Consider the following 23,067-nt stretch of genomic DNA (forward strand, 5'->3'; position numbering starts at 1 on the left):
GGGCTTGAGGACACTGGCTGTCCGCGAGCCCTGGCAGACTCGCCACCATGTTGGAGACCTCGGCACGTCTGCTGCGCCTGCTCTCGCTGCTCCAGGCCCACCGCGAATGGTCGGGCCCGGACCTGGCCGAGCGGCTCGGCGTCACCCCGCGCACCGTGCGCCGCGACGTCGACCGGCTGCGCGAGCTCGGCTACCCCGTCAACGCCAGCCCCGGCACGGGCGGCGGCTACCAGCTCGGCGCGGGCGCCGAACTGCCGCCGCTGCTCCTCGACGACGAGGAGGCCGTGGCCGTCGCGGTCGGGCTGCGCACCGCCGCCGGACAGGGCATCGAGGGCATCGGCGAGACGTCCGTACGCGCGCTGGCCAAGCTGGAACAGGTGCTGCCGAACCGGCTGCGCCGCCGCGTCGGGGCGCTCAACGCCTTCACCGTCCCCATGCTGCGCGGCGCGGGGGCGTCCACCGTCGACGCCTCGGTGCTGACCGAACTGGCCAACGCCTGCCGGGACAGCGAGCGGCTGCGCTTCGAGTACCGCGACCACGGCGGCAGTTCCACCCGCAGGACCGTCGAGCCGCACCGCCTGGTGTGCACCGAGCGCCGCTGGTACCTCGTGGCCTGGGACCTGGACCGCTCGGACTGGCGTACGTTCCGGGCGGACCGGATCACCCCGACGCCCCCGCACGGCCCGCGCTTCGTCCCGCGCGACCCCCCGGCCGAGGACATCGCGGCGTACGTCTCCGAGGGCGTGTCCACCGGGTCGTACGCCGCGACGGCGGTGGTGCGGCTGCTGGCGCCCCTGGAGGAGGCGCGGCAGGCGGTCTCGCCGAGCGACGGCGTCCTCGAAGCCGTCGACGAGCACAGCTGTCTGCTGCGCACCGGGGCCGCGAGCCTCGACCTGCTCGTCATTCACATCATGATGCGGGGCATCGACTTCGAGGTGGTCGAGCCGCCGGAACTCACGGAGCGGATCCGGTGGGCCCGTGATCTCCTCGCGCGCGCTCTGGATCGAGGGGCGCCGGTTTGACCTGGGTGGCCCGCTGGAGCGCCGCGAACTCCGGGTGGTGCAGGTCGAAGGCGGGCGACTCGGACCGGATGCGGGGCAGGGTGACGAAGTTGTGGCGCGGCGGCGGGCAGGAGGTCGCCCACTCCAGCGAACGGCCGTAGCCCCACGGATCGTCGACGCCGACCTTCGTCCCGTACTTCGCCGTCTTCCAGAGGTTGTAGAGGAACGGCAGCGTGGACAGGCCGAGCAGGAACGCGCCGACGGAGGAGACGGTGTTGAGGAGCGTGAAGCCGTCGGCCGCCAGGTAGTCGGCGTACCGGCGCGGCATTCCCTCGGCGCCCAGCCAGTGCTGGACCAGGAACGTGGTGTGGAAGCCGATGAAGAGCGTCCAGAACTGGATCTTGCCGAGCCGCTCGTCGAGCATCTTGCCGGTGAACTTCGGCCACCAGAAGAAGAAACCGGCGAAGGTCGCGAAGACGACCGTGCCGAAGACGACGTAGTGGAAGTGCGCCACCACGAAGTACGAGTCGGTGACGTGGAAGTCGAGCGGCGGTGAGGCCAGGATGACGCCGGTCAGGCCGCCGAAGAGGAAGCTCACCAGGAAGCCGACGGCCCACAGCATCGGCGTCTCGAAGGAGAGCGAGCCCTTGAGCATCGTCCCCGTCCAGTTGAAGAACTTCACGCCGGTCGGGACGGCGATGAGGAACGACATGAACGAGAAGAAGGGCAGCAGGACGGCGCCCGTCGCGAACATGTGGTGCGCCCAGACGACCAGCGAGAGCCCGGTGATGGCCATGGTCGCGCCGACCAGCATCACGTAACCGAAGATCGGCTTCCGTGAGAAGACCGGGATGATCTCGGTGATGATGCCGAAGAACGGCAGCGCGATGATGTAGACCTCCGGATGGCCGAAGAACCAGAAGAGGTGCTGCCACAGCAGCGCCCCGCCGTTCCCGGCCTCGAAGACCACCGATCCGAACCGCCGGTCCGCCTCCAGGACCAGCAGCGCGGCCGCCAGCACGGGGAAGGCGACCAGCACCAGGATCGAGGTGAACAGGACATTCCAGGTGAAGACCGGCATACGGAACATGGTCATGCCGGGGGCGCGCATCCCGATGATGGTGGTCAGGAAGTTGACCGCGCCGAGGATCGTGCCGAAGCCGGAGAGCGCCAGACCCATGATCCACAGGTCGGCGCCGATGCCGGGGGACCGCTCCAGGCTGTTGAGCGGGGCGTAGGCGAACCAGCCGAAGTTCGCCGGGCCGCTGGGGACGAGCAGCGAGCCGAGGACGATGAGGCCGCCGAAGAGGAACAGCCAGTACGAGAGCATGTTCAGCCGGGGGAACGCGACGTCGGGCGCGCCGATCTGGAGCGGCATGATCTCGTTGGCGAAGCCGGCGAAGGTCGGGGTCGCGAAGAGCAGCAGCATGATCGTGCCGTGCATGGTGAAGGCCTGGTTGAACTCGTTGTTGCTCATGAGCTGGAGCCCCGGCCTGGCCAGCTCGGCGCGCATCATCAGCGCCATCAGCCCGGCCACCAGGAAGAAGACGAACGACGTGATCAGGTAGAGATGCCCGATCTTCTTGTGGTCCGTGGTCGTCAGCCAGTCCACGGCCACGCGGCCGGGCCGCCGCTCCCGTCCGGGCCCCGCGACCGCCGTGGCGGTGTCCGTCTGCGTTCCCATCGCTGTGCTCCCCTCGGGCTTCAGGTAGCAGGCTGCGGACACATGATGCTCGCGCCGGACCCCGGTCCGACAGGGTGCGTACGTCGACGGATACGCCATCGGGGCTGCGGCATGCACGCTGCCCGGTGCGGATTCTGTGGCGGAAACGTGAATTCGCGACGGCCCGTCAGGTTTTCTCGGCGGACTCGCCGGGGAATAGCGGGGGAGCGCACTCGGGGGCGCCGGGAATGAATTAAGAACCTGCTATTGCGTGATCATTCCAGAGGTGTGCAATTAACCTTCCACGGGTACCCGACTGCCCTTTCGGGTGAAGGAGTTCATGCCAAACGCCTGTCGTGATCCTGTGACACAAGTGTGACCGCCGAGGTATCTGGGGGCGGTGACACACAGCTCGGCCCCCCACGCTTCCTTCCCCGTCCCCGGCGGCCTACGGTGAGTCCCATGGCACCTCTACCTACCCCTTCCGAACAGCCCGACGACGCCCCTGAGGCGTACGTCGGCCTCGAAGCGACCAGCGCGGAGCGGCTGGCCCGAGAGCGGGGCTGGACCACCGTCAGGGCGCTTCCGCCGGGTTCGATCATCACCATGGAGTACCTGGTGGGCCGCCTCAACTTCGAGGTCGAGGACAACACCGTCATCCGCTGCTGGAAGGGCTGACCGGACGCGACCGAACCCGGACAGGACCGAACCCGGACACGACGAAGGCCCCGGCGGGCTCTGGTGTGAGCCCGCCGGGGCCTTCGTCATGCGGGGCGAGGCCTGTGCGTACCGTCCCCGCGTCCTGCGGGCGGGTCAGCCGCCGGCCACCGGCCGGGGCGACGAGCCGGGGCGCGCCGCGCCCGTACGGTCCGGGTGCGGCGCGCGACGGCCGCCCGCCGGTGTGACGGCGACCCGCTCAGGGCGGACCTGGTGGGGCCGCTGGGTGAGGTGAACGGCGGTCCTCGTGCTGCCCGTGGAGCGGCCACTGCCCGCGCCCACCGGCTCGCGGGCCGGCTTGCCGTCCTGAGCGGTGCTGCGGGCGGTGGGGTGGCGCTGCGGGAACAGGGCCGGGGACAGGCGGCCGCCGGCCGGTGCGGGCCGCGTGGCGCCGAGCCTGCGACGTGCCCGCCAGACCTCGCGCACCGCGAAGACCCAGGCTTCGGTGCGGCCGATCAGCGGCTCGAACCAGGGCAGGCTCAGCAGGATCAGCAGCCCCGCGGCCCAGCCGAGCAGCACGTCGCTCACCCAGTGCGTGCCCAGGTACACGGTGGTCGCGCCGACGCCCAGGGCGACGACGGCGGAGAGCACCGAAAGCCAGCGCCTGGCCCTCGGGGTGGTGGCCAGGTAGGCCAGGATGCCCCAGGTGACCACGGCGTTGGCGGTGTGACCGGAAGGAAATATATCGCCGCCGGCGAACATCTCGGCCGAGCCGATCTCCGTCGCGTAGTGCGGACCGAGGCGGCCGAGGCCGAGCTTGACCGCGCCCACCGTCACGTTCAGCAGGAGGAGCGAGGCGCCCAGCGTCAGCAGCGGGCGCAGTGTGTGCTGGCGCCAGGAGCGCCAGCCCAGCCAGGCCGCCACCATCACGGCGGTGGGGCCGCGCTGCCCGAGCACCACGAAGTAGTCCAGGAAGGCATGGAGTTGTGGCCACTGCTCGTACGGCCGGAACAGCATGATCTTCCAGTCGAGGGCCACCAGCCAGGACGTGATCAGCACGGCCCAGACGATGGCGATGTAGAACGCCAGCGTCGAACCGAAGAGAGCCGTACGGGTACGGCTCATGCCGGGGATCTCTATCTTCGGCGGCTCCGGTTCCCGGTCCAGCCGGGCAAAGATTCGGTCGGTACGCACTGAATCGACGTTACAGCGGGTGCGTGAGAAGCCCGGCCCATCCGGCACCTTTGTGATGACGATGTGATGTGGGGTGTGTCTCATCGAGGGCCTGATTTCCGGCCGTTCGGGAATGCGGGGCGGCCGGATGCGCAATTCATTCGGAGGCCCGCTCGTAAGAGTGAATGCGCTCCGACGAATTGGGTTCATCGGAACTCAACATGGAATTTCCCGCTCCCTCATGCGGCCCTCAAGATCACTGGCGGGCCGCCGGCCGGTCTCCAGGCCGGCCCCCGGCGACGTGGCGCACGCCACACCCCGCCGCCCGCCCCATGAGAGGTGCACCACGCGGCACGGGTGTGAACTCGCGTACTCTGACGGCTCACTCGCCCGTCGATGCCGGGCCCGCAGGGACGTTGGACAACGCCGTTCCCGCCGGTCCGCCGAGCGCGAGGGATGCGCCACTGGGAGGGACGTACATGTCAGGGACGACCACGGCCGGAACACAGCGGTCTGCGGGCGCCCCCGGGCACCGGCCGGGTGTGAAGGCCGCGAGGGACGTGAAGGCCGCGAGAGACGTGAAGGCCGCGAAGGGTGCGAAAGCCGCGACGGGTGCGAAAGCCGCCAGGGGTGTGAAGGCCGTGAAGGCCGGCCCCCGCAACCGGTGGGCCGTGCTGGTCGTCCTGTGCGTCAGCCTGCTGCTGGTCGCTCTCGACGCGACGATCCTGCACATCGCCGTCCCGGCCGTCTCCGAGGACCTGCGCCCCGGCGCGATGGAACTGCTCTGGATCGTCGACGCCTATCCGCTGGTCTGCGCCTCGCTGCTGATCCTCTTCGGCACGCTCGGCGACCGCGTCGGGCGCCGCCGCGTCCTGCTGCTCGGTTACGGACTCTTCGGCGGCGCGTCCGCGCTGGCCGCCTTCGCCGACGGCCCGCACGTCCTCATCGCGGCCCGCGCGCTGCTCGGCGTCGGCGGCGCGATGATCATGCCCGCGACGCTGTCGATCCTCCGCCAGGTCTTCCCCGACCGCCGCGAGCGCGCCGTCGCCATCGGCATCTGGACCGCGGTCGCGGCCATAGGCGCCGCCACCGGGCCGGTGCTCGGTGGCTTCCTCATCCAGCACTTCTGGTGGGGATCGGTCTTCCTCATCAACATCCCGCTGATGGCACTGATCCTGCCGGCCGGCCGCTGGCTGCTGCCGGAGTCACGGGGGAGCGGCCAGGGCCCCTGGGACGTGCTCGGCGCGCTGATGGCGGCGGCCGGTGTGCTCGGCGTGGTCCTCGGCGTGAAGCGGGTCGGCGGCGGCGAGGGCATCGCCGACGCCAGGACGCTGCTGCCGCTGCTCGTCGGCTCCGCGCTGCTCGTCCTGTTCGTACGGCGGCAAAGGACGCGGAGTCAGCCGCTCGTCGACGTCACGCTGTTCGCCAGGCCCGCCTTCTCCACGTCCGTCGGATGCATCGTCCTGGCGATGCTGGCGCTGGTCGGCCTGGAGCTGATCGCCGTCCAGTACCTCCAACTGGTGCTCGAACTGAGCCCGCTGGAGACCGGACTGCGGCTGCTGCCGCTGACCTTCGCCGCGATGGCGGCCGGTGCCACCGGTTCGTACACCCTCCAGCGTGTCGGCCCGCGCGCCATGGTCTCGTCCGGCTTCACGCTGACCGCCGCGGCCGTGCTCGTACTGACCCTGATGGGGCAGCACGACCGGCCCGCGCTGCTGACCGCGGGCTTCGTGCTGCTCGGCTTCGGGCTCCAGACCACGCTCTTCGGGGCGTACGAGTCGATGCTGAGCGAGGCCCCGGCCGAGCACGCGGGCGGCGCCGCCGCCATCGGCGAGACGTCTTACCAGCTCGGCGCCGGCATGGGCATCGCCCTGCTCGGCAGCGTCATGAACGCCGCGTACGCCCCCGGAGTCGCCGCGATCCCCGGCGTCTCCACGGCGGACAGCGCGGGCGCGGCGAACTCGCTCGGCGAGGCGTACACGGTTGCGTCCCAGATCGGCGGGCCGGCCGGGGAGGCGCTGCGTTCCACCGCGCGGCACGCCTTTGTGCACGGCCTGCACGTGACGCTCTTCGTCAGCGCCGGGCTGCTGCTGCTCGGCGCGCTGGCGGCGCTGAGACTGCCCCGGCTGATGGACTGCGGTGCGCGGGACGACGAGAAGGAGCCGGTGCGCGACAATTCGCCGCAGGTGAAGATCCCGGCGTGCCGGGAGCACGCCGGGCGGGCCGGGTCTGGACGGGCCGCGCGCTGAACCCGTAACGTCGGCCGCGAGCAGTAATTACCACTGCTAGTTTTACGCAGCTTTACGCGCCACGTGAGCCGAGCAGCCGCCGGAGGGCCAGGAATGTCCATCACTTCGAAGCCTCAGCAGCTTCCGCCGTTCGACCCCGGCGACCCGATCGGCATCGACGATCTGCTGGCCCCCGAAGACCTCGCCATCCGCGAGACCGTACGCACCTGGGCCGCCGACCGCGTCCTGCCGCACATCGCCGACTGGTACGAGCGCGGCGAACTCCCCGGCATCCGCGAACTGGCCCGCGAGCTCGGCTCGATCGGCGCCCTCGGCATGTCCCTCGACGGTTACGGCTGCGCGGGCGCCTCCGCCGTCCAGTACGGCCTGGCCTGCCTGGAGCTGGAGGCCGCCGACTCCGGCATCCGCTCGCTGGTCTCCGTACAGGGCTCGCTCGCCATGTACGCCATCCACCGCTTCGGCTCCGAGGAGCAGAAGCAGCGCTGGCTGCCCGGCATGGCCGCGGGCGAGATCATCGGCTGCTTCGGCCTGACCGAGCCCGACCACGGCTCCGACCCGGCCGGGATGCGGACGTACGCCAAGAAGGACGGCACCGACTGGATGCTGACGGGCCGCAAGATGTGGATCACGAACGGGTCGGTCGCGGGGGTCGCCGTCGTCTGGGCGCAGACGGGCGACGGGATCCGCGGATTCGTCGTACCGACCGACGCTCCCGGCTTCTCGGCGCCCGAGATCAAGCACAAGTGGTCCCTGCGCGCCTCGGTCACCAGCGAGCTGGTCCTGGACGAGGTGCGGCTGCCGGCCGACGCCGTACTGCCGGACGTCACGGGGCTCAAGGGGCCGCTGAGCTGCCTGAGTCACGCGCGGTACGGAATCGTGTGGGGCGCGATGGGCGCCGCCCGCGCCAGCTTCGAGGCAGCGGTCGACTACGCGAAGACGCGTGAGCAGTTCGGCAAGCCGATCGGCGGCTTCCAGCTCACCCAGGCCAAGCTCGCCGACATGGCGGTCGAACTCCACAAGGGCATCCTGCTCGCCCACCACCTGGGGCAGCGCATGGACGCGGGGCGGCTGCGGCCCGAGCAGGTCAGCTTCGGCAAGCTCAACAACGTGCGGGAGGCGATCGAGATCTGCCGCACGAGCAGGACGATTCTCGGCGCGAACGGGATCTCGCTGGAGTACCCGGTGATGCGGCACGCGACGAACCTCGAATCGGTGCTCACCTACGAGGGCACCGTCGAAATGCATCAGCTCGTACTGGGCAAGGCGCTCACCGGCCTGGATGCCTTCCGGTGAGCGGCCCCGCCCATTAGCTCTGGTTGAAGAAGCCGTGCGTGTCGCGGCCCGCGGCCTCACCGCTGACGACCTCGGTGTCGGCCGGGCTCAGCAGGAAGACCCGGTTCGCGACGCGCTCGATCGATCCGCGCAGGCCGAAGGTCAGGCCGGCGGCGAAGTCGACGATGCGCTTGGCGTCGGAGGGCTCCATGGACGTGAGGTTCATGATGACCGGGACGCCGTCCCGGAACAGCTCGCCGATGCCACGCGCGTCCCGGAACCCGTCCGGGGTGACCGTGGCGATTCTGGGGCTCTTGTCGTCGGCGGACTCGGAGACCGCCTTGACCCGCGGGTCCGTGACCCAGGGCTCGGCGCTCTCGTTGCTTCCCTCGGCGTACTCGTCGTCGTAGTAGCGGTCGTCGTCGCTGTCCTCGACGAGCCCGAGCCAGGCACTGGCCTTGCGCACCGATCCCATGGGACGCCTCCTTTCACCGCGGTCGGTCTGTGTACCGCTCCCCCTATCGTCGTCCATCATGCGGATTACGCGCCAAGTGGATAGCCACCGCGCAGGCGATTCGTGACGGTACTGGTGCAGAACTTGTGGCGATTCGTCAAGGTTCCTACTGCATCAGGCTGCTGACAGAGTGAAAAATACGACCGTCGGGCCACACGGGTGATGAGGGGGACGGACGGGTGAACAGGAGGTCGCCCAAGTCGCCTCGATACGATGCGGGCCGCACCGTCTCACGACTCCTGGGGGAGCGCCTTGTTCGGCATGGTCAGGCCTTGCGGTCATCGGCTCTCGGAGGGGCTCAGGACCGAGTGGATGGCTCATCTCTGCGGGCTCTGCCTGGCACTTCGCGGTGATCACGGGCAGCTCGCGAGGGTCGTGACGAACTACGACGGGCTGATCGTCTCGGTTCTGACGGAGGCTCAGTCCGAGCGCGCGACGGGATGGCGCCGCACCGCCGGCCCCTGTCCCCTGCGCGCGATGCGGACCGCGCCCGTGGCCCGGGGCGAGGGAGCCAGGCTCGCGGCCGCCGTCTCGCTGGTCCTGGCCTCGGCGAAGGTGCGGGACCACGTCGCCGACCGGGACGGGGTGTTGGCCCGCAGGCCGGTGGCCGCGGCCGCCCGGCGGGTCGCCGCGAGCTGGGACAGGGCGGGTGCGCGTACGGGCGCCTCGCTGGGCTTCGACACCGGCCTGCTGGTCGACGCGGTGGACCGGCAGACCGGGATCGAGGCGCTGGCGGGGCCCGGTACCTCCGTCCTCACGGTCACCGAACCGGCCGAGACGGCGACGGCGGCGGCCTTCGCGCACACCGCCGTCCTCGCGGGCAGGCCCGGCAACGCGGCGCCGCTCGCGGAGGCGGGCCGCCTCTTCGGGCGGCTCGCGCATCTGCTGGATGCCGTGGAGGATCTGGAAGCTGACACAGCGTCGGGTAAGTGGAACCCCCTGACGGCGACCGGTACCGGCCTCGCGGAGGCGCGGCGGCTGTGCGACGACGCGGTGCACGGCGTACGGCTGGCGCTGCGCGACGCGGAATTCACCGATGCCAAGCTGGCGCACGTACTGCTGGCGCACGAGCTGGGCCGGTCCGTGGACCGGGCGTTCGGCACGACGGGCTGCGGTCACCAGGCGCGGGCGCAGGCGTACGGGACGCCGCCGCCCATGTCCGGGAGCGGCGGCGGACCGTACGGCTCGAACAATCCCTACGGCGGCGGCGGTCCAAGCGGCTCCGGCGGTCCCGGCGGTCCCGGCGGTCCGAACGGTCCCGGCGGCCCCGGTGGGATGCCGCCCGGTCTCGTGGGCGAGCCGCGCAGGCCCGGCAAGCGGGGCTTCTGGGCCGGGTGCGCCGTCGCGGTCGGGCTGTGCTGCACCTGCAAGTGGTGCTGCGCCACGGAGTACGAGGGGCCCTGGTCCAGGAAGAAGCGCGAGGGCTGCTGCCACAAGTGCGACTGCTCGGACTGCGGCTGCGACTGCTGACGCGGGAACGGCGTCACGGGCTCCCCGTGCCCGCAGCGCCCGTGTGGAAGGGTGCGCGTATGAGCACAGACCCTCAGCAGGACTGGAAGCACTGGCACCAGCAGCGCGTCGAGACCGTCTCAGCGCCGTACGGGCCGCTCTCGCTCACCGGCACCCACTGGCTCTCCGACTATCCGGAAGGCTGGATTCCGGACGTGCCGGGGCAGTGGACGGCCGACGGCGACGAGGTGGTCCTGACGGCCTCGCCCGAGGACGGGATCACTGTCGACGGGCAGCCCCTGACCGGCGAGGTCCGGCTGACCGCGGACACCGGGCGTATCCCGGAGTCCCGCGTCGAGGCCGCCGGGTGGCGGCTGGTCGTGCTGCGCCGTGAAGGACTGTGGGCGATCCGGGTCTTCGACCCCCAGTCCCCGGCGCGGCGTGCTTTCGCGGGCATGGAGGTGACGCCGTACGACGCGAAGTGGGCGCTGGCGGGCAGGTTCCGCCCGTACGCCGAAGGGCGCACCACCCTCCAGATCGAGAACGCGGACGGGCGCGAGCGCGGGCTCGGCCTCGCCGGGGAGATCGCCTTCGACATCGACGGCACCGAGCACACGCTCCAGGTCGCCGTCGAGGACGACGGCTCGCTCTGGGCCGTGTTCGCCGACGCGACCAGCGGGGACAGCTCGTACCGCTTCCGCTTCCTGCGGCCGCCCGCGCCCGCGCCCGACGGCACGGTGACCGTCGACTTCAACCGGGCGCTGCTGCCGCCGTGCGCCTTCGCCGACCACTTCATCTGCCCCTTCCCGCCGCCGGGCAACACCCTGTCGGTCCCGGTACCGGCGGGGGAACGGAACCTGATCGACCGCTGACCCGTCCCAGTGCCGGAGCGGCGCCCCCACGCGTGCCGCACAGCCCCGTCGGCCCAGCGGCTGCCGGGGCCGCCTTCGGTGCCGGAGTCCGGGCGCGGCCGAAAGGCACCCTTGCGCGGGGAGTTGGCGCCCCGAATACTCCCGAGGAGCGCTTGTCAGGGGCACAACCTGTTCGAAAACCGGACAGGTGAACTGACTGCGCCTCACGGGCCTGTCTCACCCCACGAGCGGGCCCCCTACTTCCCCCTGGGAGGAACGAAACGTGAGGATCAAGCGCACCACCCCCCGCAGCGGTATAGCGAGACGATCCCGCCTGATAGCCGTCACGGCAGGTCTCGTCGCCACGGCCGCACTCACCGTACCGAGCGCCAGTGCCGACACGGCCAGTACGTACAGCGCCAACCAGCTCACCTCCGCGAGTGACGCGGTCCTCGACGCCGATGTCGCCGGCACCGCCTGGCACATCGACAAGGCGAAGAACACCCTGGTCGTCACGGCCGACAGCACGGTCTCCGCCGCCGAGATCGCCAAGATCAAGCGGGAGGCCGGTACGAACGCAGGCGCCATCCGCATCGAGCGCACCCCCGGCAAGCTCTCCAAGCTGCTCTCCGGCGGCGACGCGATCTACGCCACCAGCTGGCGCTGCTCGGCGGGCTTCAACGTCCGCAACAGCGCGGGTACGTACTTCTTCGTGACCGCCGGCCACTGCACGGACGGCAACCCGCCCTGGTACACCAACTCCTCCCGTACCACGAGCATCGGCCCGACGGCCGGATCCAGCTTCCCGGGCAACGACTACGGCCTCGTGCGCTACGCGAACACCTCGCTCGCGCACCCCGGCACCGTCGGCAACCAGGACATCACCAGCGCGGCCAACGCCACCGTCGGCATGTCCGTCACCCGTCGCGGCTCCACCACCGGCACCCACAGCGGTTCCGTCACCGGCCTCAACGCCACGGTGAACTACGGCGGCGGCGACGTCGTCTACGGCATGATCCGCACCAACGTCTGCGCCGAGCCCGGCGACAGCGGCGGCCCGCTCTACTCCGGCACCCGCGCCATCGGTCTGACCTCGGGCGGCAGCGGCAACTGCTCCTCCGGTGGTACGACCTTCTTCCAGCCGGTCACCGAAGCGCTGAGCGCGTACCGCGTCAGCGTGTACTAAGCGGACCTGATCCCGAAGTCCGCAGCCAGCAGCACATGAGTCCCCCGCCCGGCCGGCCGGGCGGGGGACTCGTCGTCATGTCGGAACGCACCGTGCCAGCGGGCGAGTTGACCACAGTCCGCGTCCGCGCCGCCGGAATTCCGTCCGGAGGGGCGAGTACCGGACAGGACTAGTCCTCACGCGCTGCTGCCGGAGTGATCGCACGCGGTGTTCGCGAACGTGACGGGTACAGGCGGTGCCCGGCTTGTAAAGACCTGGGGGGCACACGGAGGTTGTCGTGTGCGCGTCCTGAAGTCGACCTTGTGTGCTGCCGATCAGCCTCGGAATAGTGGGCGTACTCGGACCTGCCCCCACTTCGCAGGTCCGAACCCCCCACAGGAGGTCATTACGTGAAGCACCGACGCATAGCCAAGCGCCGTGTGGCGATTGCGGGAGCAGGTATCGCAGCCCTGGTGGCAGCGGGAGTTACGTTGCAGACTGCGAACGCCAGCGAGGAACCCCCGCAGTACACCGTCAAGACGCTGTCGGCGACGGGGGCCGGAAAGCTGGCCTCGGACCTCAACTCGGCCCTGGGCGGCGACGCGGCCGGTGCGTACTACGACAGCAAGTCCAAGGCGCTCGTGGTCAACGTCGTGGACGGGGCGGCGGCCCAGGGCGTACGGAAGGCGGGCGGCAAGGCGAGAATCGTCGAGAACTCCCTCGCCGAGCTGAAGGCCGTACGGAACACCCTCACCGACAAGGCCACCATCCCCGGCACCTCATGGGCCACCGACCCGGTCACCAACAAGGTCGTCGTGACGGCCGACCGTACGGTCAAGGGCGAGGCCTGGGCGAAGCTGGAGAAGGTCGTCGGCGCGCTCGGCCAGAAGGCCGAACTGAAGAAGTCGGCCGGGGAGTTCAAGCCGCTCATCGCGGGCGGCGACGCGATTCTCAGTGGCGGCGGGCGGTGCTCGCTCGGCTTCAACGTCATCAAGGACGGCGCTGCGCACTTCATCACGGCGGGGCACTGCGGGCAGGCCGGCAGCCAGTGGACGGACTCCACGGGCGGCGCGCTCGGCACGATGGCCGCTTCGACGTTCCCCGGCAACGACTTCGCGCTCGTGAAGTACGACGACGGGGTCGAGCACCCGAGCGAGGTCGACCTCTACAACGGCAGTACGCAGCCGATCACCAAGGCGGGCGAGGCGACCGTCGGTATGGCGGTGACCCGCAGCGGCTCTACGACGCAGGTGCACGACGGGCAGGTCACCGCGCTCGACGCGACCGTGAACTACGGCAACGGTGACATCGTGAACGGGCTCATCCAGACCACGGTCTGCGCCGAGCCCGGTGACAGTGGCGGCTCGCTCTTCGCGGGCGACACGGCGATCGGGCTCACCTCGGGCGGCAGCGGCGACTGCACGTCGGGCGGCGAGACGTTCTTCCAGCCGGTGCCGGCGGCGCTGGGGGCGCTGGGGGCGGAGATCGGCTGAGTGGCCGGTCCTGACCGGTCCTGGCCGGTCCTGGCCGGCCGGCTGACCGGAGGCCCCGTCGGGTGCGCGTGCGTGCGTGCCGGGCGGGGCCTTTTTCCGGACGGGCCGGGTCGCGCCCAGCGGTCGCCTAGGCCCCGACCGGGTGCGAATCGGAGTCGGGCGGCCTGCGCAGTGAGGCCATCGCCAGGGTGATCGCGCTGCCCGCGACCGCCCACCCGGCGAGGACGATGAACGGTCCCAGGACCGCGTTCCCCTCGAAGTACGCGATCGAGCGCGCCACCCACGTGCCCGCCCCCGGCGGCAGGGCAGGGCCGATCGCCTCCCAGAACGGCGGCAGCATCGGCAGCGGGAACGCGCCGCCCGCGCTCGGATTGCCCGCGATCACTACGAGCAGGACCGCCAGGCCGATGCCCACGATTCCGGTGAGCGCCTGGAGCGCGAGCGTGATCGCGCCGACGGCGAAGACCACCAGGGCGCCGAGGCCCCACAGCGCCATGACGCTGCCGGGCAGCGCGCCGAGGAGCGGGCCGACGATGACCGCGCCGCCGATGCCGCCCGCGATCGCGTACAGCGCCATGGCGCCGAGCCTGATCACCGCCCGCTGTCCGTTGGCGGGCCGGGACCCCGCGCTGATCGCCAGGATCGAGGCGCAGAGGTAGCCGCCGACGCACCACCCCACGACCAGGTAGAAGGCGGAGAGCCCGTCGAAGTCCTGGGCGGAGGCCGGGGCCACGTCCACCGTCCGCACCTCCCGCTGCTGGGCCGCCTCGACCCTGGTGGCGAGCGTGGTCAGGGCCGAGGACAGCACGGTGCCGCCACCGGAGGCGACCAGCAGGGTGTCGGTCTTGGAGGCCGGGTCGACGATCAGGGCGCCGTCGATCTGCCGGTTCATGATCTGCCGGCGCGCGGTGGCCTCGTCCGCGACCGTACGGGGATCCAGCGGTGTGCCGGGCAGGGCGCCGAGCTGGTCCACGAGCTGCCCGGCCGACTGCTCGGGCGCGACGACGGCGAAGGGGACGTCCTTCGGCTTCGGATTGTGCAGTGCTCCCACGTACGACGCGATGAACAGCAGCTGCAGCGCCAGCACACCGATGACGAGCAGCGCGGCCCGTGGCGTGACGGCGGTCTTCACCTCGTCGAGGAAGGTCATGCCCCCACGCTCGGCGGCCTGGGGAGTTCGCGCAGGTGGGGCCGGTCCGAATGGCTGAGGAGACGGCTATCGCACGCACGTTCGAAACTTGGTCTATGGTGGAGATGGGGGAGGTGAGACAGGATTGATTCAGGGGATTCACGGGATTCAGGAGGTGCGATGCCCGCGTTCACGCACCTGCACACCGTTTCCGGGTTCTCCCTGCGTTACGGCGCCTCCCACCCCGAGCGGCTGGCCGGGCGGGCCGCCGAACACGGCATGGACGCCCTCGCCCTCACCGACCGGGACACCGTCGCCGGCACGGTCCGCTTCGCCAAGGCCTGCGCGAAGGCGGGCATACGGCCGCTCTTCGGCGCGGAGCTGGCGCTGGGGCCGGCCGGCCGTACCCGCGAAGAAGGACGTACGCAGCGCGTGCGCACGCCGGTACGCGGCGGAGCCTTCGTCGACGAGTCCGCACCCCGCGCCACCTTCCTCGCCCGGAACGGCGCCGCCGGCTGGGCGGACCTCTGCCGGCTGATCAGCGCCGCCCACACCGCCGGCGGGCGTAACCCCGTCCTGGAATGGGAGCAGAATCACGGCGACGGACTCACCGTGCTGCTCGGCCCCGGCTCCGACGTCGGCAGGGCGCTGGCCGCCGGCCGCCCCGACCGGGCCGCCACCCTGCTCGCGCCCTGGCGGGAGATCTACGGCGACGCCCTGCGCCTCGAAGTCGTCCACCACGGCCGTACGGGCACGGGCCCCGGCTCGCTGCGCCTGGCCGCCCGCACCCTCGGCCTCGCCGCCGAACAGGGCGTGGCTCCTGTTCTCACCAACGCCGTCCGGTACGCCGACCCCGGTCTCGGGCCGGTCGCCGACGTACTCGACGCGGCCCGCAGACTCGTACCCATCGACCCGCGCGGGCCCCTCGACAGCGGCGAGCGTTCGCTCAAGGGCGCGGCTGAGATGGCGTGTATCGCCGAGCTGGTCGCCGAGGCCGCCGGGTACCGCCAGGACGCCGCCCGCCGGCTGCTGACCCTGACCGAGGAGACCGCCGCCGCCTGCCGCGTCGACCCCGAGGACGACCTCGGGCTCGGCACCGTCCACTTCCCCGAACCGCATCTCGTCGGCGCGGGGCGGCGCACCGCGCAGCGCGTGCTGGAGTCGCGGGCCGCCGCGGGCATGGTGCTGCGCGGTTACGACCGCGGGCCGCGGGCCCGTGCGTACTGGCAGCGGATGCACCACGAGCTGGACATCATCGCCCACCACGGCTTCGCCTCCTACTTCCTCACCGTGGCCGGCGTCGTCGACGACGTGAAGAACATGGGCGTCAGGGTCGCCGCGCGCGGCTCCGGCGCCGGTTCCCTCGTCAACCACCTCATCGGCATCGCGCACGCCGATCCCGTCGAACACGGCCTGCTGATGGAGCGCTTCCTGTCCAAACGGCGCTCCGCGCTGCCCGACATCGACATCGACGTCGAGTCCGCCCGCCGCCTGGAGGTCTACCGCGCGATCATCGGCCGCTTCGGCGCCGAGCGGGTCGCGACCGTCGCCATGCCCGAGACGTACCGGGTGCGGCACGCCGTACGGGACGTGGGCGCCGCACTCTCCATGGACCCGGCCGAGGTGGACCGTATCGCCAAGGCGTTCCCCCACATCCGGGCGCGCGACGCCCGCGCCGCCATGGAGGAACTGCCCGAACTGCGCGAGGTCGCCGCCGGGCAGGGCCGGCACGGGAGGATGTGGGAGCTCGTCGAGGCGCTGGACGCGCTGCCGCGCGGGATCGCCATGCACCCGTGCGGGGTGCTGCTCTCCGACGCCTCGCTGCTGCGCCGTACGCCCGTCATGCCCACCAGCGGCGAGGGTTTCCCCATGTCGCAGTTCGACAAGGACGACGTGGAGGAACTCGGGCTGCTCAAGCTCGACGTGCTCGGCGTACGGATGCAGTCGGCCATGGCGCACGCGGTCGCGGAGCTGCGGCGGGCGGCGGACGTGACGCTCGACCTCGACGACCCGCGGCAGGTGCCGCAGGGCGACCCGGCGACGTACGAACTGATCCGCTCGACCGAGACGCTCGGCTGCTTCCAGATCGAGTCGCCGGGCCAGCGCGATCTGGTCGGCAGGCTCCAGCCCGCGACCTTCGGTGATCTGGTCGTCGACATCTCGCTGTTCAGGCCGGGGCCCGTCGCGGCCGACATGGTGCGGCCCTTCATCGAGGCCAGGCACGGCCGCGCGCCCGCCCGCTACCCGCATCCGGACCTGGAGGAGGCGCTGCGGGAGACGTACGGCGTGGTCGTCTTCCACGAGCAGATCATCGAGATCCTGCGGATCATGACCGGCTGTGACCGGGGCGAGGCGGACCAGATGCGGCGCGGGCTCTCCGACCCGGAGCTCCAGGCGCAGATCCGGGCGTGGTTCGCGGAGCGGACGCGGCAGCGCGGTTACTCGCCCGAAGTGACCGCCCGTACCTGGGAGATCGTCGAGGCGTTCGGGTCGTACGGCTTCTGCAAGGCGCACGCGGTCGCCTTCGCCGTGCCGACGTACCAGTCGGCGTGGCTGAAGGCCCATCACCCCGCGGCCTTCTACGCCGGACTGCTCACGCACGACCCCGGCATGTACCCGAAGCGGCTGCTGCTCGCGGACGCGCGGCGGCGCGGCGTGCCCGTGCTGCCGCTGGACGTGAACCGGTCGGCGGCCGCTCATCAGATCGAACTGGTGTCTGGCGGAAAGGGGATGAAGGGCGCCAAAGAGGTGTGGGGCATCCGCCTCGGGCTCGCGGACGTCTACGGCATCAGCGAGGCCGAAACCGCACGGATCGTGGCGGGTCGGCCCTACTCCTCACTGCTCGACCTGTGGCAGCGGGCCCACCCGAGCCGGCCCGTCGCCGAACGGCTCGCGCAGGTGGGCGCCCTGGACGCGTTCGGCGCCAACCGCCGCGACCTGCTGCTCCACCTGTCCGAACTCCGCGCGGCGCAGCGGACTTCCGGCATATCCGGCGGACAGCTCTCCCTCGGCGAGGGACAACGGACGGCCCCGGCCGGACTCCCGGACCTCAGCGAAACGGAGCGGCTCAGCGCCGAGCTCGGCGTCCTCGGCATGGACGCCTCCCGCCACCTGATGACCGACCACTACACCTTCCTCAAGGAGCTGGGCGCGACCTCCGCCAAGCGGCTGCGGATGGCCGAACACGGGCAGACCGTCCTGGTCGCGGGCGCCAAGGCCGCCACCCAGACGCCACCGGTCCGCTCGGGGCGACGGGTCATCTTCACGACCCTCGACGACGGTACGGGCCTGGTCGACCTCGCCTTCTTCGACGACAGCCACGCGGCGTGCGCGCACACCGTCTTCCACTCCTGGCTGCTGCTCGTGCGCGGAGTGGTGCAGCGGCGCGGGCCGCGCAGCCTCAGCGTGGTCGGGTCGGCGGCCTGGAACCTCGCGGAGCTCGTGGAACTGCGGCGTACGGGCGGACTCGACGCGGTCGCGGAGCGGCTGGCGACGCCGGGCCCGGCCGAGCCCGCGCAGGAAGCGGAGGGCGGGGAAGACGGCCGGCGCATCCACCTCCCCACCGGCTACGAGATGAACCCCTGGGCGGACCTCCAGCCCGCGGGCGAAGGCGTACCGACCGGCCGCAAGCTGTGGCATTCGAGTCCGGGGAGCGCGGGATGATCCTTTACGTACGCTTCCACACCGCGGGGGCCGAGCTGCCCGAGGCCGCGCTCCCCACCCTGCTCGGGCTGATCGAGGACATCACCCCGGTCGTCCAGGCGCTTCCGCCCGACGGCGCGCTCGTCGATGTCCGGGGCGCCGAACGGTACTTCGGGCAGGACGCGGCCGGGCTCGCCGCCCTGCTGCGGGTACGCACCCTCGCGCACTGCGGCGCCGACTGCACGATCGGCGTGGGCGCCAATCCCCTGCTGGCCAGGACCGCCGCGCAGGACGCGCCGCCGGGGAAGACCCTGGCCGTACCCGGCGACCCGGAAGCCATCGCCGCGTACCTCGGCCGCAAACCGGTCGCCTCGCTGGACGGCGTCGGTCCCGCGACCGCCCGCGCCCTGTGCGCGTACGGGCTCGACACCGTCGGCAAGGTCGCCGCCGCGCCGCTCGCCGCCCTCCAGCGGATCGTCGGCGCGCGAGTGGGGCGCGAACTCCAGGAGAGGGCGCGTGGCATCGACCGTACGCCGGTCGTCCCGAACGCCGCCTCCCGCTCGCTCGCCGCCGAACGGCGCTTCGACCGCGACGAACTGGACCCGGTCCGTCACCGCCGCGCCCTGCTCTCCCTCGCGCAGGAGGTGGGGGTCAGACTGCGCGGCGAGGGACAGGTGTGCCGCTCGCTGGCCCTCACCGTGCGCTACGCCGACCGTTCCACCACCACCCGCACCCGGACCATGGCGGAGCCGACGGCCCACTCGGCCGCGCTGACCGCCACGGCGTACGGGCTCTACGCGTCGCTCGGCCTGCAACGGGCCAGGGTGCGCGCCGTCGCACTGCGCGCGGAGGGGCTGACTCCGGCGGAACGGGCCACGCACCAGCTGACGTTCGACCCGGCGGACGACAAGGCGCGCCGGATCGAGGCGGTGGCGGACCGGGCGCGGGCGAGGTTCGGTCCGGGGGCGGTCGTACCGGGATCGCTGGCGGCTTGACGGATTCCCCGTCAGGCAGCCCCGCCCCCTGACTGACTCTTCGTCAATTTGTGCCGACGCGTCACTTCACTCTTCACCTACTCGCGCGTAATTTAGCGGCAGCACGGCATCTGTGTGATCCGGATCACGCCGCCCTTTCCCCTTGAGCCGCAAGGAGATCACCCGATGCTGCCCTGGAAATGCGCCCTCAGACCGGCCGCCGCCCTGCTCCTGGCCCTCGCCGCCACCCTCACCCCCGCCGCCACGGCGAACGCCACCTCCCCGGCCCCCACCACCCCGGCCCCCACCAGCGGGTGGAACGACTACTCCTGCAAGCCGTCCGCCGCCCACCCCCGCCCGGTCGTCCTCGTCCACGGCACCTTCGGGAACTCCGTCGACAACTGGCTCGGCCTCGCCCCGTACCTGGTCAAGCGGGGCTACTGCGTCTTCTCCCTCGACTACGGGCAACTCCCCGACGTGCCGTTCTTCCACGGCCTCGGCCCGATCGACAAGTCGGCGCAGCAGCTCGACACCTTCGTCGACATGGTGCTCGCCACCACCGGCGCCCCCAAGGCCGATCTCGTGGGCCACTCCCAGGGCGGCATGATGCCGCGTCACTACCTCAAGTTCCTCGGCGGAGCCGACGAGGTGAACGCCCTGATCGGCCTCGCACCCGACCATCACGGCACCACGCTGCTGGGGCTGACGAAACTCCTGCCCCACTTCCCCGGCGTCGGCCACCTGCTGACCACCAAGACGCCGTCCCTCGCCGACCAGATCGCCGGGTCCGCCTTCCTGACCAGGCTCAACGAGGGCGGCGACACCGTTCCGGGGGTTCGCTACACGGTCATCGCCACCCGGTACGACCAGGTCGTCACGCCGTACCGCTCGCAGTTCCTCGACGGGCCCGGCGTGCGGAACGTCCTGCTCCAGGACCTGTGCCCCGTTGACCTCTCGGAGCATGTGGCGATAGGCCTGTTCGACCGGATCGCGTTCCATGAGGTGGCCAACGCCCTCGACCCGGGCCGGGCCACCCCGACCACCTGCGCGTCAGCCACCGGCTGACCGCGGGGAAACCCCCGACGATACCTGGCACAAGGACATGTGGCTGTTCTTCGCCGCCGCGGCCGGGCAGACCAGCCGTATCCGCGTCGGGGATCGACTGGGCGGGCATCAGGCCGCTGTCCCGTACGAAGGAGGCGCTGAAGGTCGTCCGTACCCTGCTGGACGACGGCACGATCACGTACGACGGTGAATTCTTCTCGTACGACGGGCTCTTCACCTTCGCCCGCCCCGTCCAGGAGCGGCTGCCCGTCAAGCTGGGCGCGATGCGCGGGCCGAAGTCGTTCGAGGCGGCGGGGGAGCTGTCGGACGGCTGCCACCACGCGCTCAGCTACACGCGGGAGGCGTACGACTACGCCGTCGGCCACATCCGCGCCGGCGCCGAGCGCGCCGGCAAGGACTGGCGGAGCCTGGACATCGGCGCCTGGGTCGTCTTCGCGACCGGACCCGACTCGGCGCAGGCGAAGGAGGCCGCCCGTTCCATGGTCGGCATCTACGCCTCCTCGATGCCCGAGGAGCAACTGCGGCGCAACGGCGTGGATCCGGCCGAACTCAAGCCGGTCATCGACGCCATCGCGGGCGGCGACCTGGCCAGGGGCATCGAACTGACCTCGCCGGAGGTGGCCGGCAAACTGTCGGTGTCCGGTACGCCCGAGGAGTGCCTGGAGAAGATCCGCCGCGAGATCGAGCCGAGCGGCGTCAACCACATGATCTGCGCGATCACGGACCACAGCCTCGTGAAGGCGTTCACGGGGAGGGAGCTGGACGGCATCGCGGACGTGGACACTCAACTGCGGCTCATCCACGAGCGGATCATGCCCGCCTGGGCGTGAGAGCGGGTCCGAGAGCCGGGCGGCCCGAAAGCTGGGTCCGAGGGCTGGCCCGAGAGCCGGGTCTGACATGGGCTGCCGCCCCCAGTCGGGAAACAGGATGGGGGCGGCAGCGGTCATACGGGCCGGGTCAGCGGCGGGAGGCCTTGCGGCGGACCGAGCCGAACAGCACCGCGGCACCGATGGCGAGCGCGGTGGCGCCGCCGATCGCGATGTACGAGGTGGTGCTGTCGCCACCGGTCTCGGCCAGGTTCTCGCCGGCGGCAGCGGCGGCCGGCCGCGCGGCGTCGACGTTCGCCTCCGGCGCGTTGGCGGCGGGCTCCTCGGCGGCCTCGTCGGCCTCTTCCCGGCCCGCGTCGTCCTGGCCGCCGGCGGCCGGGGCCGTCACCTCCGCGCCGGTCTTGTTGTCGTTGTCACCGTGCCCGTTGTGCTCCACGGACGACTCGTCGGCGCCGTCCGCGATGTCCTCCTCGGTGGGCGCGGACGCGACCGGTGCCGGGGCGGTGTCCGAGCCGCCGGTGTCCTTGCCGAAGACCACGTCGGAGCAGGTGTAGAAGGCCTCGGGGCTGTCCGAGCGCTGCCAGACGCTGTAGACGAGGTGACGGCCCGACTTGTTGGGGACGGTGCCCTCGAAGACGTAGTCGCCGTTCTCCATCTTCGGGTCCGTGACGTCGGCGAACGGCTTGGCCTCCAGGTCGGACCACTTCAGCGGCTTCGTCGGGTCGTAGCCGTCCTTGGTGATGTACAGCGCGAACGACCCCCTGTGCGGGGCGGTGCCCTTGTAGCGGAAGGTGTGCTTGCCGGCGGCGAGCTTCGACGACGGCCAGTCGGCGCGCGGCAGGTCCAGGCCCTTGTACTTGTCGTTGCCGGCGCTGCACAGCTTGCCGTCCGGGATCAGCTGCTTGTGCTTCCCGGCGGCGTTCGCGATGTTGACCGCGTTCCAGTCGTAAAGAGCCTGCACACCGTCGGCCGCGACGGCCGCCTTGCACGCCGCCGAGTCGGGACTCTCCGGGCCCTCCGCATAACAGGCCGACACGCGGGAGACCGGGTCCGTCATCGAACCGTGGGCGGAAGCCGGAACGGCGGACAGGGCGGTCAGCGCGAGTGGCGCGATGCCGAGGGTGGCGATCGAGGCTGCGGTACGACGGCGACGAGCGGTCATCGGGACGTTCTCCTTGCGAGGGGGAGCATGTGGGGGTACGGGGGCGGAGATCGAGTCCGGCGGCGCAGCCCCCCGAAACCAGCGGCGCCGACGGACTGAACCCCGCCCCGGCGATCAGCACGCTAGCCCCAACAACCGGCGAAACCCGCTGCTGACGGCGGTGCGCGGCGATCTTTATGGTGGCTTTAAGGCGAGACTAAGAAGGGGCTCAGGAAGCCGGGGCCACAAGAGGCCACGTCCCTCCCGAGCCGCCCCTCTTCGCGCGCCACCCTTCGCCACGCGTCACCATGAGGGCGAAGTGGACTCGCGCCACCCAGTGACCTGGGAAAACGGGCCGGTCGCACCATCAGGGAGCCACCAGGACGGGCCCGGACGTGCTTCCCGTCATTGCACACCCGGCATCAGCCCGATCCAGGTGTTCTCGCTCTCGCGGATGACCCAGATCGAATCCGTCTTGGCGTTCCAGTTGACCGGTACGACGTAATAGCGGCCGTTTCGCTCGATCAGGAGCCGCAGCCCCGTGTAGCGGTAGCGATGGCGCAGGCCCTCTCCGAGATCCTGCTCCACGATCGATCCGGTAGGCAGGCTGAGGGATTCGGTACTGAGGACCCTGGTCCAGTGGAGCACATTGCCGGCATGCAGCTTGGCGTCGCGCTCACCCACGTCCCAGGCGGCCAGCGTGACCGCCCAGAAGAGGAACACGCCTGCGGCGAAGAGCGGCACCGACCTGCCGCGCAGCCGCCAGCACGGAAGGCTCACACAGAGGGCGCGCCAAATCACC

The 23,067-nt window shown here is 71.2% G+C and carries 17 protein-coding genes and 1 pseudogene; 12 read left to right on the plus strand and 6 right to left on the minus strand.

The features are described from left to right. The first annotated feature begins 47 nt into the window (after positions 1-47). A complete protein-coding gene (locus G412_RS0132165) occupies positions 48-1,022 on the plus strand; it encodes a helix-turn-helix transcriptional regulator (protein WP_037650662.1) in 975 nt (324 codons plus the stop codon). Here G412_RS0132165 and ctaD read toward each other — a convergent pair. Then, positions 955-2,685, minus strand: coding sequence for an aa3-type cytochrome oxidase subunit I (ctaD, locus tag G412_RS36995; protein WP_078607592.1), 1,731 nt, complete (start codon positions 2,683-2,685; stop codon positions 955-957). The genes G412_RS0132165 and ctaD overlap by 68 nt on opposite strands. Positions 2,686-3,126: 441 nt before the next feature. On the opposite strand from ctaD, the gene G412_RS0132175 reads away from it, so the two are divergent. Then, positions 3,127-3,342: an I78 family peptidase inhibitor gene (locus G412_RS0132175; RefSeq protein ID WP_028815630.1), complete on the plus strand. Its 216-nt coding sequence runs from the start codon at positions 3,127-3,129 to the stop codon at positions 3,340-3,342. Between the two features lie 135 nt (positions 3,343-3,477). Here the strand turns inward: G412_RS0132175 and G412_RS0132180 are convergent, their stop codons facing one another. After that, a complete protein-coding gene (locus G412_RS0132180) occupies positions 3,478-4,515 on the minus strand; it encodes a phosphatase PAP2 family protein (RefSeq protein WP_028815631.1) in 1,038 nt (345 codons plus the stop codon). A gap of 458 nt (positions 4,516-4,973) precedes the next feature. Between G412_RS0132180 and G412_RS0132185 the strand changes: the two genes are divergently transcribed. Continuing rightward, the gene (locus G412_RS0132185; RefSeq protein WP_078607594.1) at positions 4,974-6,743 is read left to right on the plus strand and encodes an MFS transporter; all 1,770 of its coding nucleotides are present in this window, start codon (positions 4,974-4,976) and stop codon (positions 6,741-6,743) included. Between the two features lie 93 nt (positions 6,744-6,836). Next, positions 6,837-8,036, plus strand: coding sequence for an acyl-CoA dehydrogenase family protein (locus G412_RS0132190; RefSeq protein WP_028815633.1), 1,200 nt, complete (start codon positions 6,837-6,839; stop codon positions 8,034-8,036). A 13-nt stretch (positions 8,037-8,049) separates the two neighbouring features. Here G412_RS0132190 and G412_RS0132195 read toward each other — a convergent pair whose 3' ends face one another. Next, on the minus strand, positions 8,050-8,490 hold the full coding sequence (locus tag G412_RS0132195; RefSeq protein ID WP_028815634.1) for a cell division protein SepF: 441 nt from the start codon (positions 8,488-8,490) through the stop codon (positions 8,050-8,052). A 291-nt stretch (positions 8,491-8,781) separates the two neighbouring features. Here G412_RS0132195 and G412_RS40030 point away from each other — a divergent pair, with 291 nt between their 5' ends. From G412_RS40030 to G412_RS0132215, 4 genes are all read left to right on the plus strand, one after another. Further along, positions 8,782-9,999, plus strand: a complete 1,218-nt coding sequence (locus G412_RS40030; RefSeq protein WP_028815635.1) for a DUF5685 family protein — start codon at positions 8,782-8,784, stop codon at positions 9,997-9,999. Positions 10,000-10,058: 59 nt separating this feature from the next. Then, positions 10,059-10,850: a DUF1684 domain-containing protein gene (locus G412_RS0132205; protein WP_028815636.1), complete on the plus strand. Its 792-nt coding sequence runs from the start codon at positions 10,059-10,061 to the stop codon at positions 10,848-10,850. A 262-nt stretch (positions 10,851-11,112) separates the two neighbouring features. Then, positions 11,113-12,015: a S1 family peptidase gene (locus tag G412_RS0132210; protein WP_028815637.1), complete on the plus strand. Its 903-nt coding sequence runs from the start codon at positions 11,113-11,115 to the stop codon at positions 12,013-12,015. A 389-nt stretch (positions 12,016-12,404) separates the two neighbouring features. Further along, the gene (locus G412_RS0132215) at positions 12,405-13,487 is read left to right on the plus strand and encodes a S1 family peptidase (protein ID WP_037650669.1); all 1,083 of its coding nucleotides are present in this window, start codon (positions 12,405-12,407) and stop codon (positions 13,485-13,487) included. Positions 13,488-13,614: 127 nt separating this feature from the next. Here the strand turns inward: G412_RS0132215 and G412_RS0132220 are convergent, their stop codons facing one another. Then, positions 13,615-14,637, minus strand: a complete 1,023-nt coding sequence (locus tag G412_RS0132220) for a membrane protein (RefSeq protein ID WP_028815639.1) — start codon at positions 14,635-14,637, stop codon at positions 13,615-13,617. A 159-nt stretch (positions 14,638-14,796) separates the two neighbouring features. On the opposite strand from G412_RS0132220, the gene G412_RS0132225 reads away from it, so the two are divergent. From G412_RS0132225 to G412_RS37000, 4 genes and pseudogenes are all read left to right on the plus strand, one after another. Then, positions 14,797-18,279, plus strand: a complete 3,483-nt coding sequence (locus tag G412_RS0132225) for a DNA polymerase III subunit alpha (protein WP_028815640.1) — start codon at positions 14,797-14,799, stop codon at positions 18,277-18,279. Further along, positions 18,276-19,253 (plus strand): DNA polymerase Y family protein, encoded by a 978-nt coding sequence (locus G412_RS0132230; RefSeq protein ID WP_028815641.1) that lies wholly within the window; start codon positions 18,276-18,278, stop codon positions 19,251-19,253. Before G412_RS0132225 ends, G412_RS0132230 begins: the two co-directional genes overlap by 4 nt. A gap of 165 nt (positions 19,254-19,418) precedes the next feature. Next, the gene (locus G412_RS0132235) at positions 19,419-20,297 is read left to right on the plus strand and encodes an esterase/lipase family protein (protein ID WP_028815642.1); all 879 of its coding nucleotides are present in this window, start codon (positions 19,419-19,421) and stop codon (positions 20,295-20,297) included. Positions 20,298-20,313: 16 nt separating this feature from the next. Further along, positions 20,314-21,127 (plus strand): annotated as a pseudogene (locus G412_RS37000) (LLM class flavin-dependent oxidoreductase); the annotation flags it as partial. A gap of 127 nt (positions 21,128-21,254) precedes the next feature. On the opposite strand, the gene G412_RS0132245 reads toward G412_RS37000, so the two are convergent. Further along, positions 21,255-22,286, minus strand: a complete 1,032-nt coding sequence (locus tag G412_RS0132245; RefSeq protein ID WP_028815643.1) for a lytic polysaccharide monooxygenase — start codon at positions 22,284-22,286, stop codon at positions 21,255-21,257. Between the two features lie 384 nt (positions 22,287-22,670). Then, positions 22,671-23,045, minus strand: a complete 375-nt coding sequence (locus tag G412_RS37005) for a hypothetical protein (protein ID WP_157839226.1) — start codon at positions 23,043-23,045, stop codon at positions 22,671-22,673. Positions 23,046-23,067 lie beyond the last annotated feature (22 nt).

Source organism: Streptomyces flavidovirens DSM 40150, assembly GCF_000429085.1.
Taxonomy (GTDB): domain Bacteria; phylum Actinomycetota; class Actinomycetes; order Streptomycetales; family Streptomycetaceae; genus Streptomyces; species Streptomyces flavidovirens.

Bases quoted from the DNA above. Each gene is read 5' to 3' on its own strand.
- G412_RS0132230 (WP_028815641.1), top strand. From the start codon at position 18,276: ATGATCCTTTACGTACGCTTCCACACCGCGGGGGCCGAGCTGCCCGAG.
- G412_RS0132245 (WP_028815643.1), bottom strand. From the start codon at position 22,286: ATGACCGCTCGTCGCCGTCGTACCGCAGCCTCGATCGCCACCCTCGGC.
- G412_RS0132220 (WP_028815639.1), bottom strand. From the start codon at position 14,637: ATGACCTTCCTCGACGAGGTGAAGACCGCCGTCACGCCACGGGCCGCG.
- ctaD (WP_078607592.1), bottom strand. From the start codon at position 2,685: ATGGGAACGCAGACGGACACCGCCACGGCGGTCGCGGGGCCCGGACGG.
- G412_RS0132190 (WP_028815633.1), top strand. From the start codon at position 6,837: ATGTCCATCACTTCGAAGCCTCAGCAGCTTCCGCCGTTCGACCCCGGC.
- G412_RS0132235 (WP_028815642.1), top strand. From the start codon at position 19,419: ATGCTGCCCTGGAAATGCGCCCTCAGACCGGCCGCCGCCCTGCTCCTG.
- G412_RS0132195 (WP_028815634.1), bottom strand. From the start codon at position 8,490: ATGGGATCGGTGCGCAAGGCCAGTGCCTGGCTCGGGCTCGTCGAGGAC.
- G412_RS0132225 (WP_028815640.1), top strand. From the start codon at position 14,797: ATGCCCGCGTTCACGCACCTGCACACCGTTTCCGGGTTCTCCCTGCGT.
- G412_RS0132185 (WP_078607594.1), top strand. From the start codon at position 4,974: ATGTCAGGGACGACCACGGCCGGAACACAGCGGTCTGCGGGCGCCCCC.
- G412_RS0132205 (WP_028815636.1), top strand. From the start codon at position 10,059: ATGAGCACAGACCCTCAGCAGGACTGGAAGCACTGGCACCAGCAGCGC.
- G412_RS0132175 (WP_028815630.1), top strand. From the start codon at position 3,127: ATGGCACCTCTACCTACCCCTTCCGAACAGCCCGACGACGCCCCTGAG.
- G412_RS0132165 (WP_037650662.1), top strand. From the start codon at position 48: ATGTTGGAGACCTCGGCACGTCTGCTGCGCCTGCTCTCGCTGCTCCAG.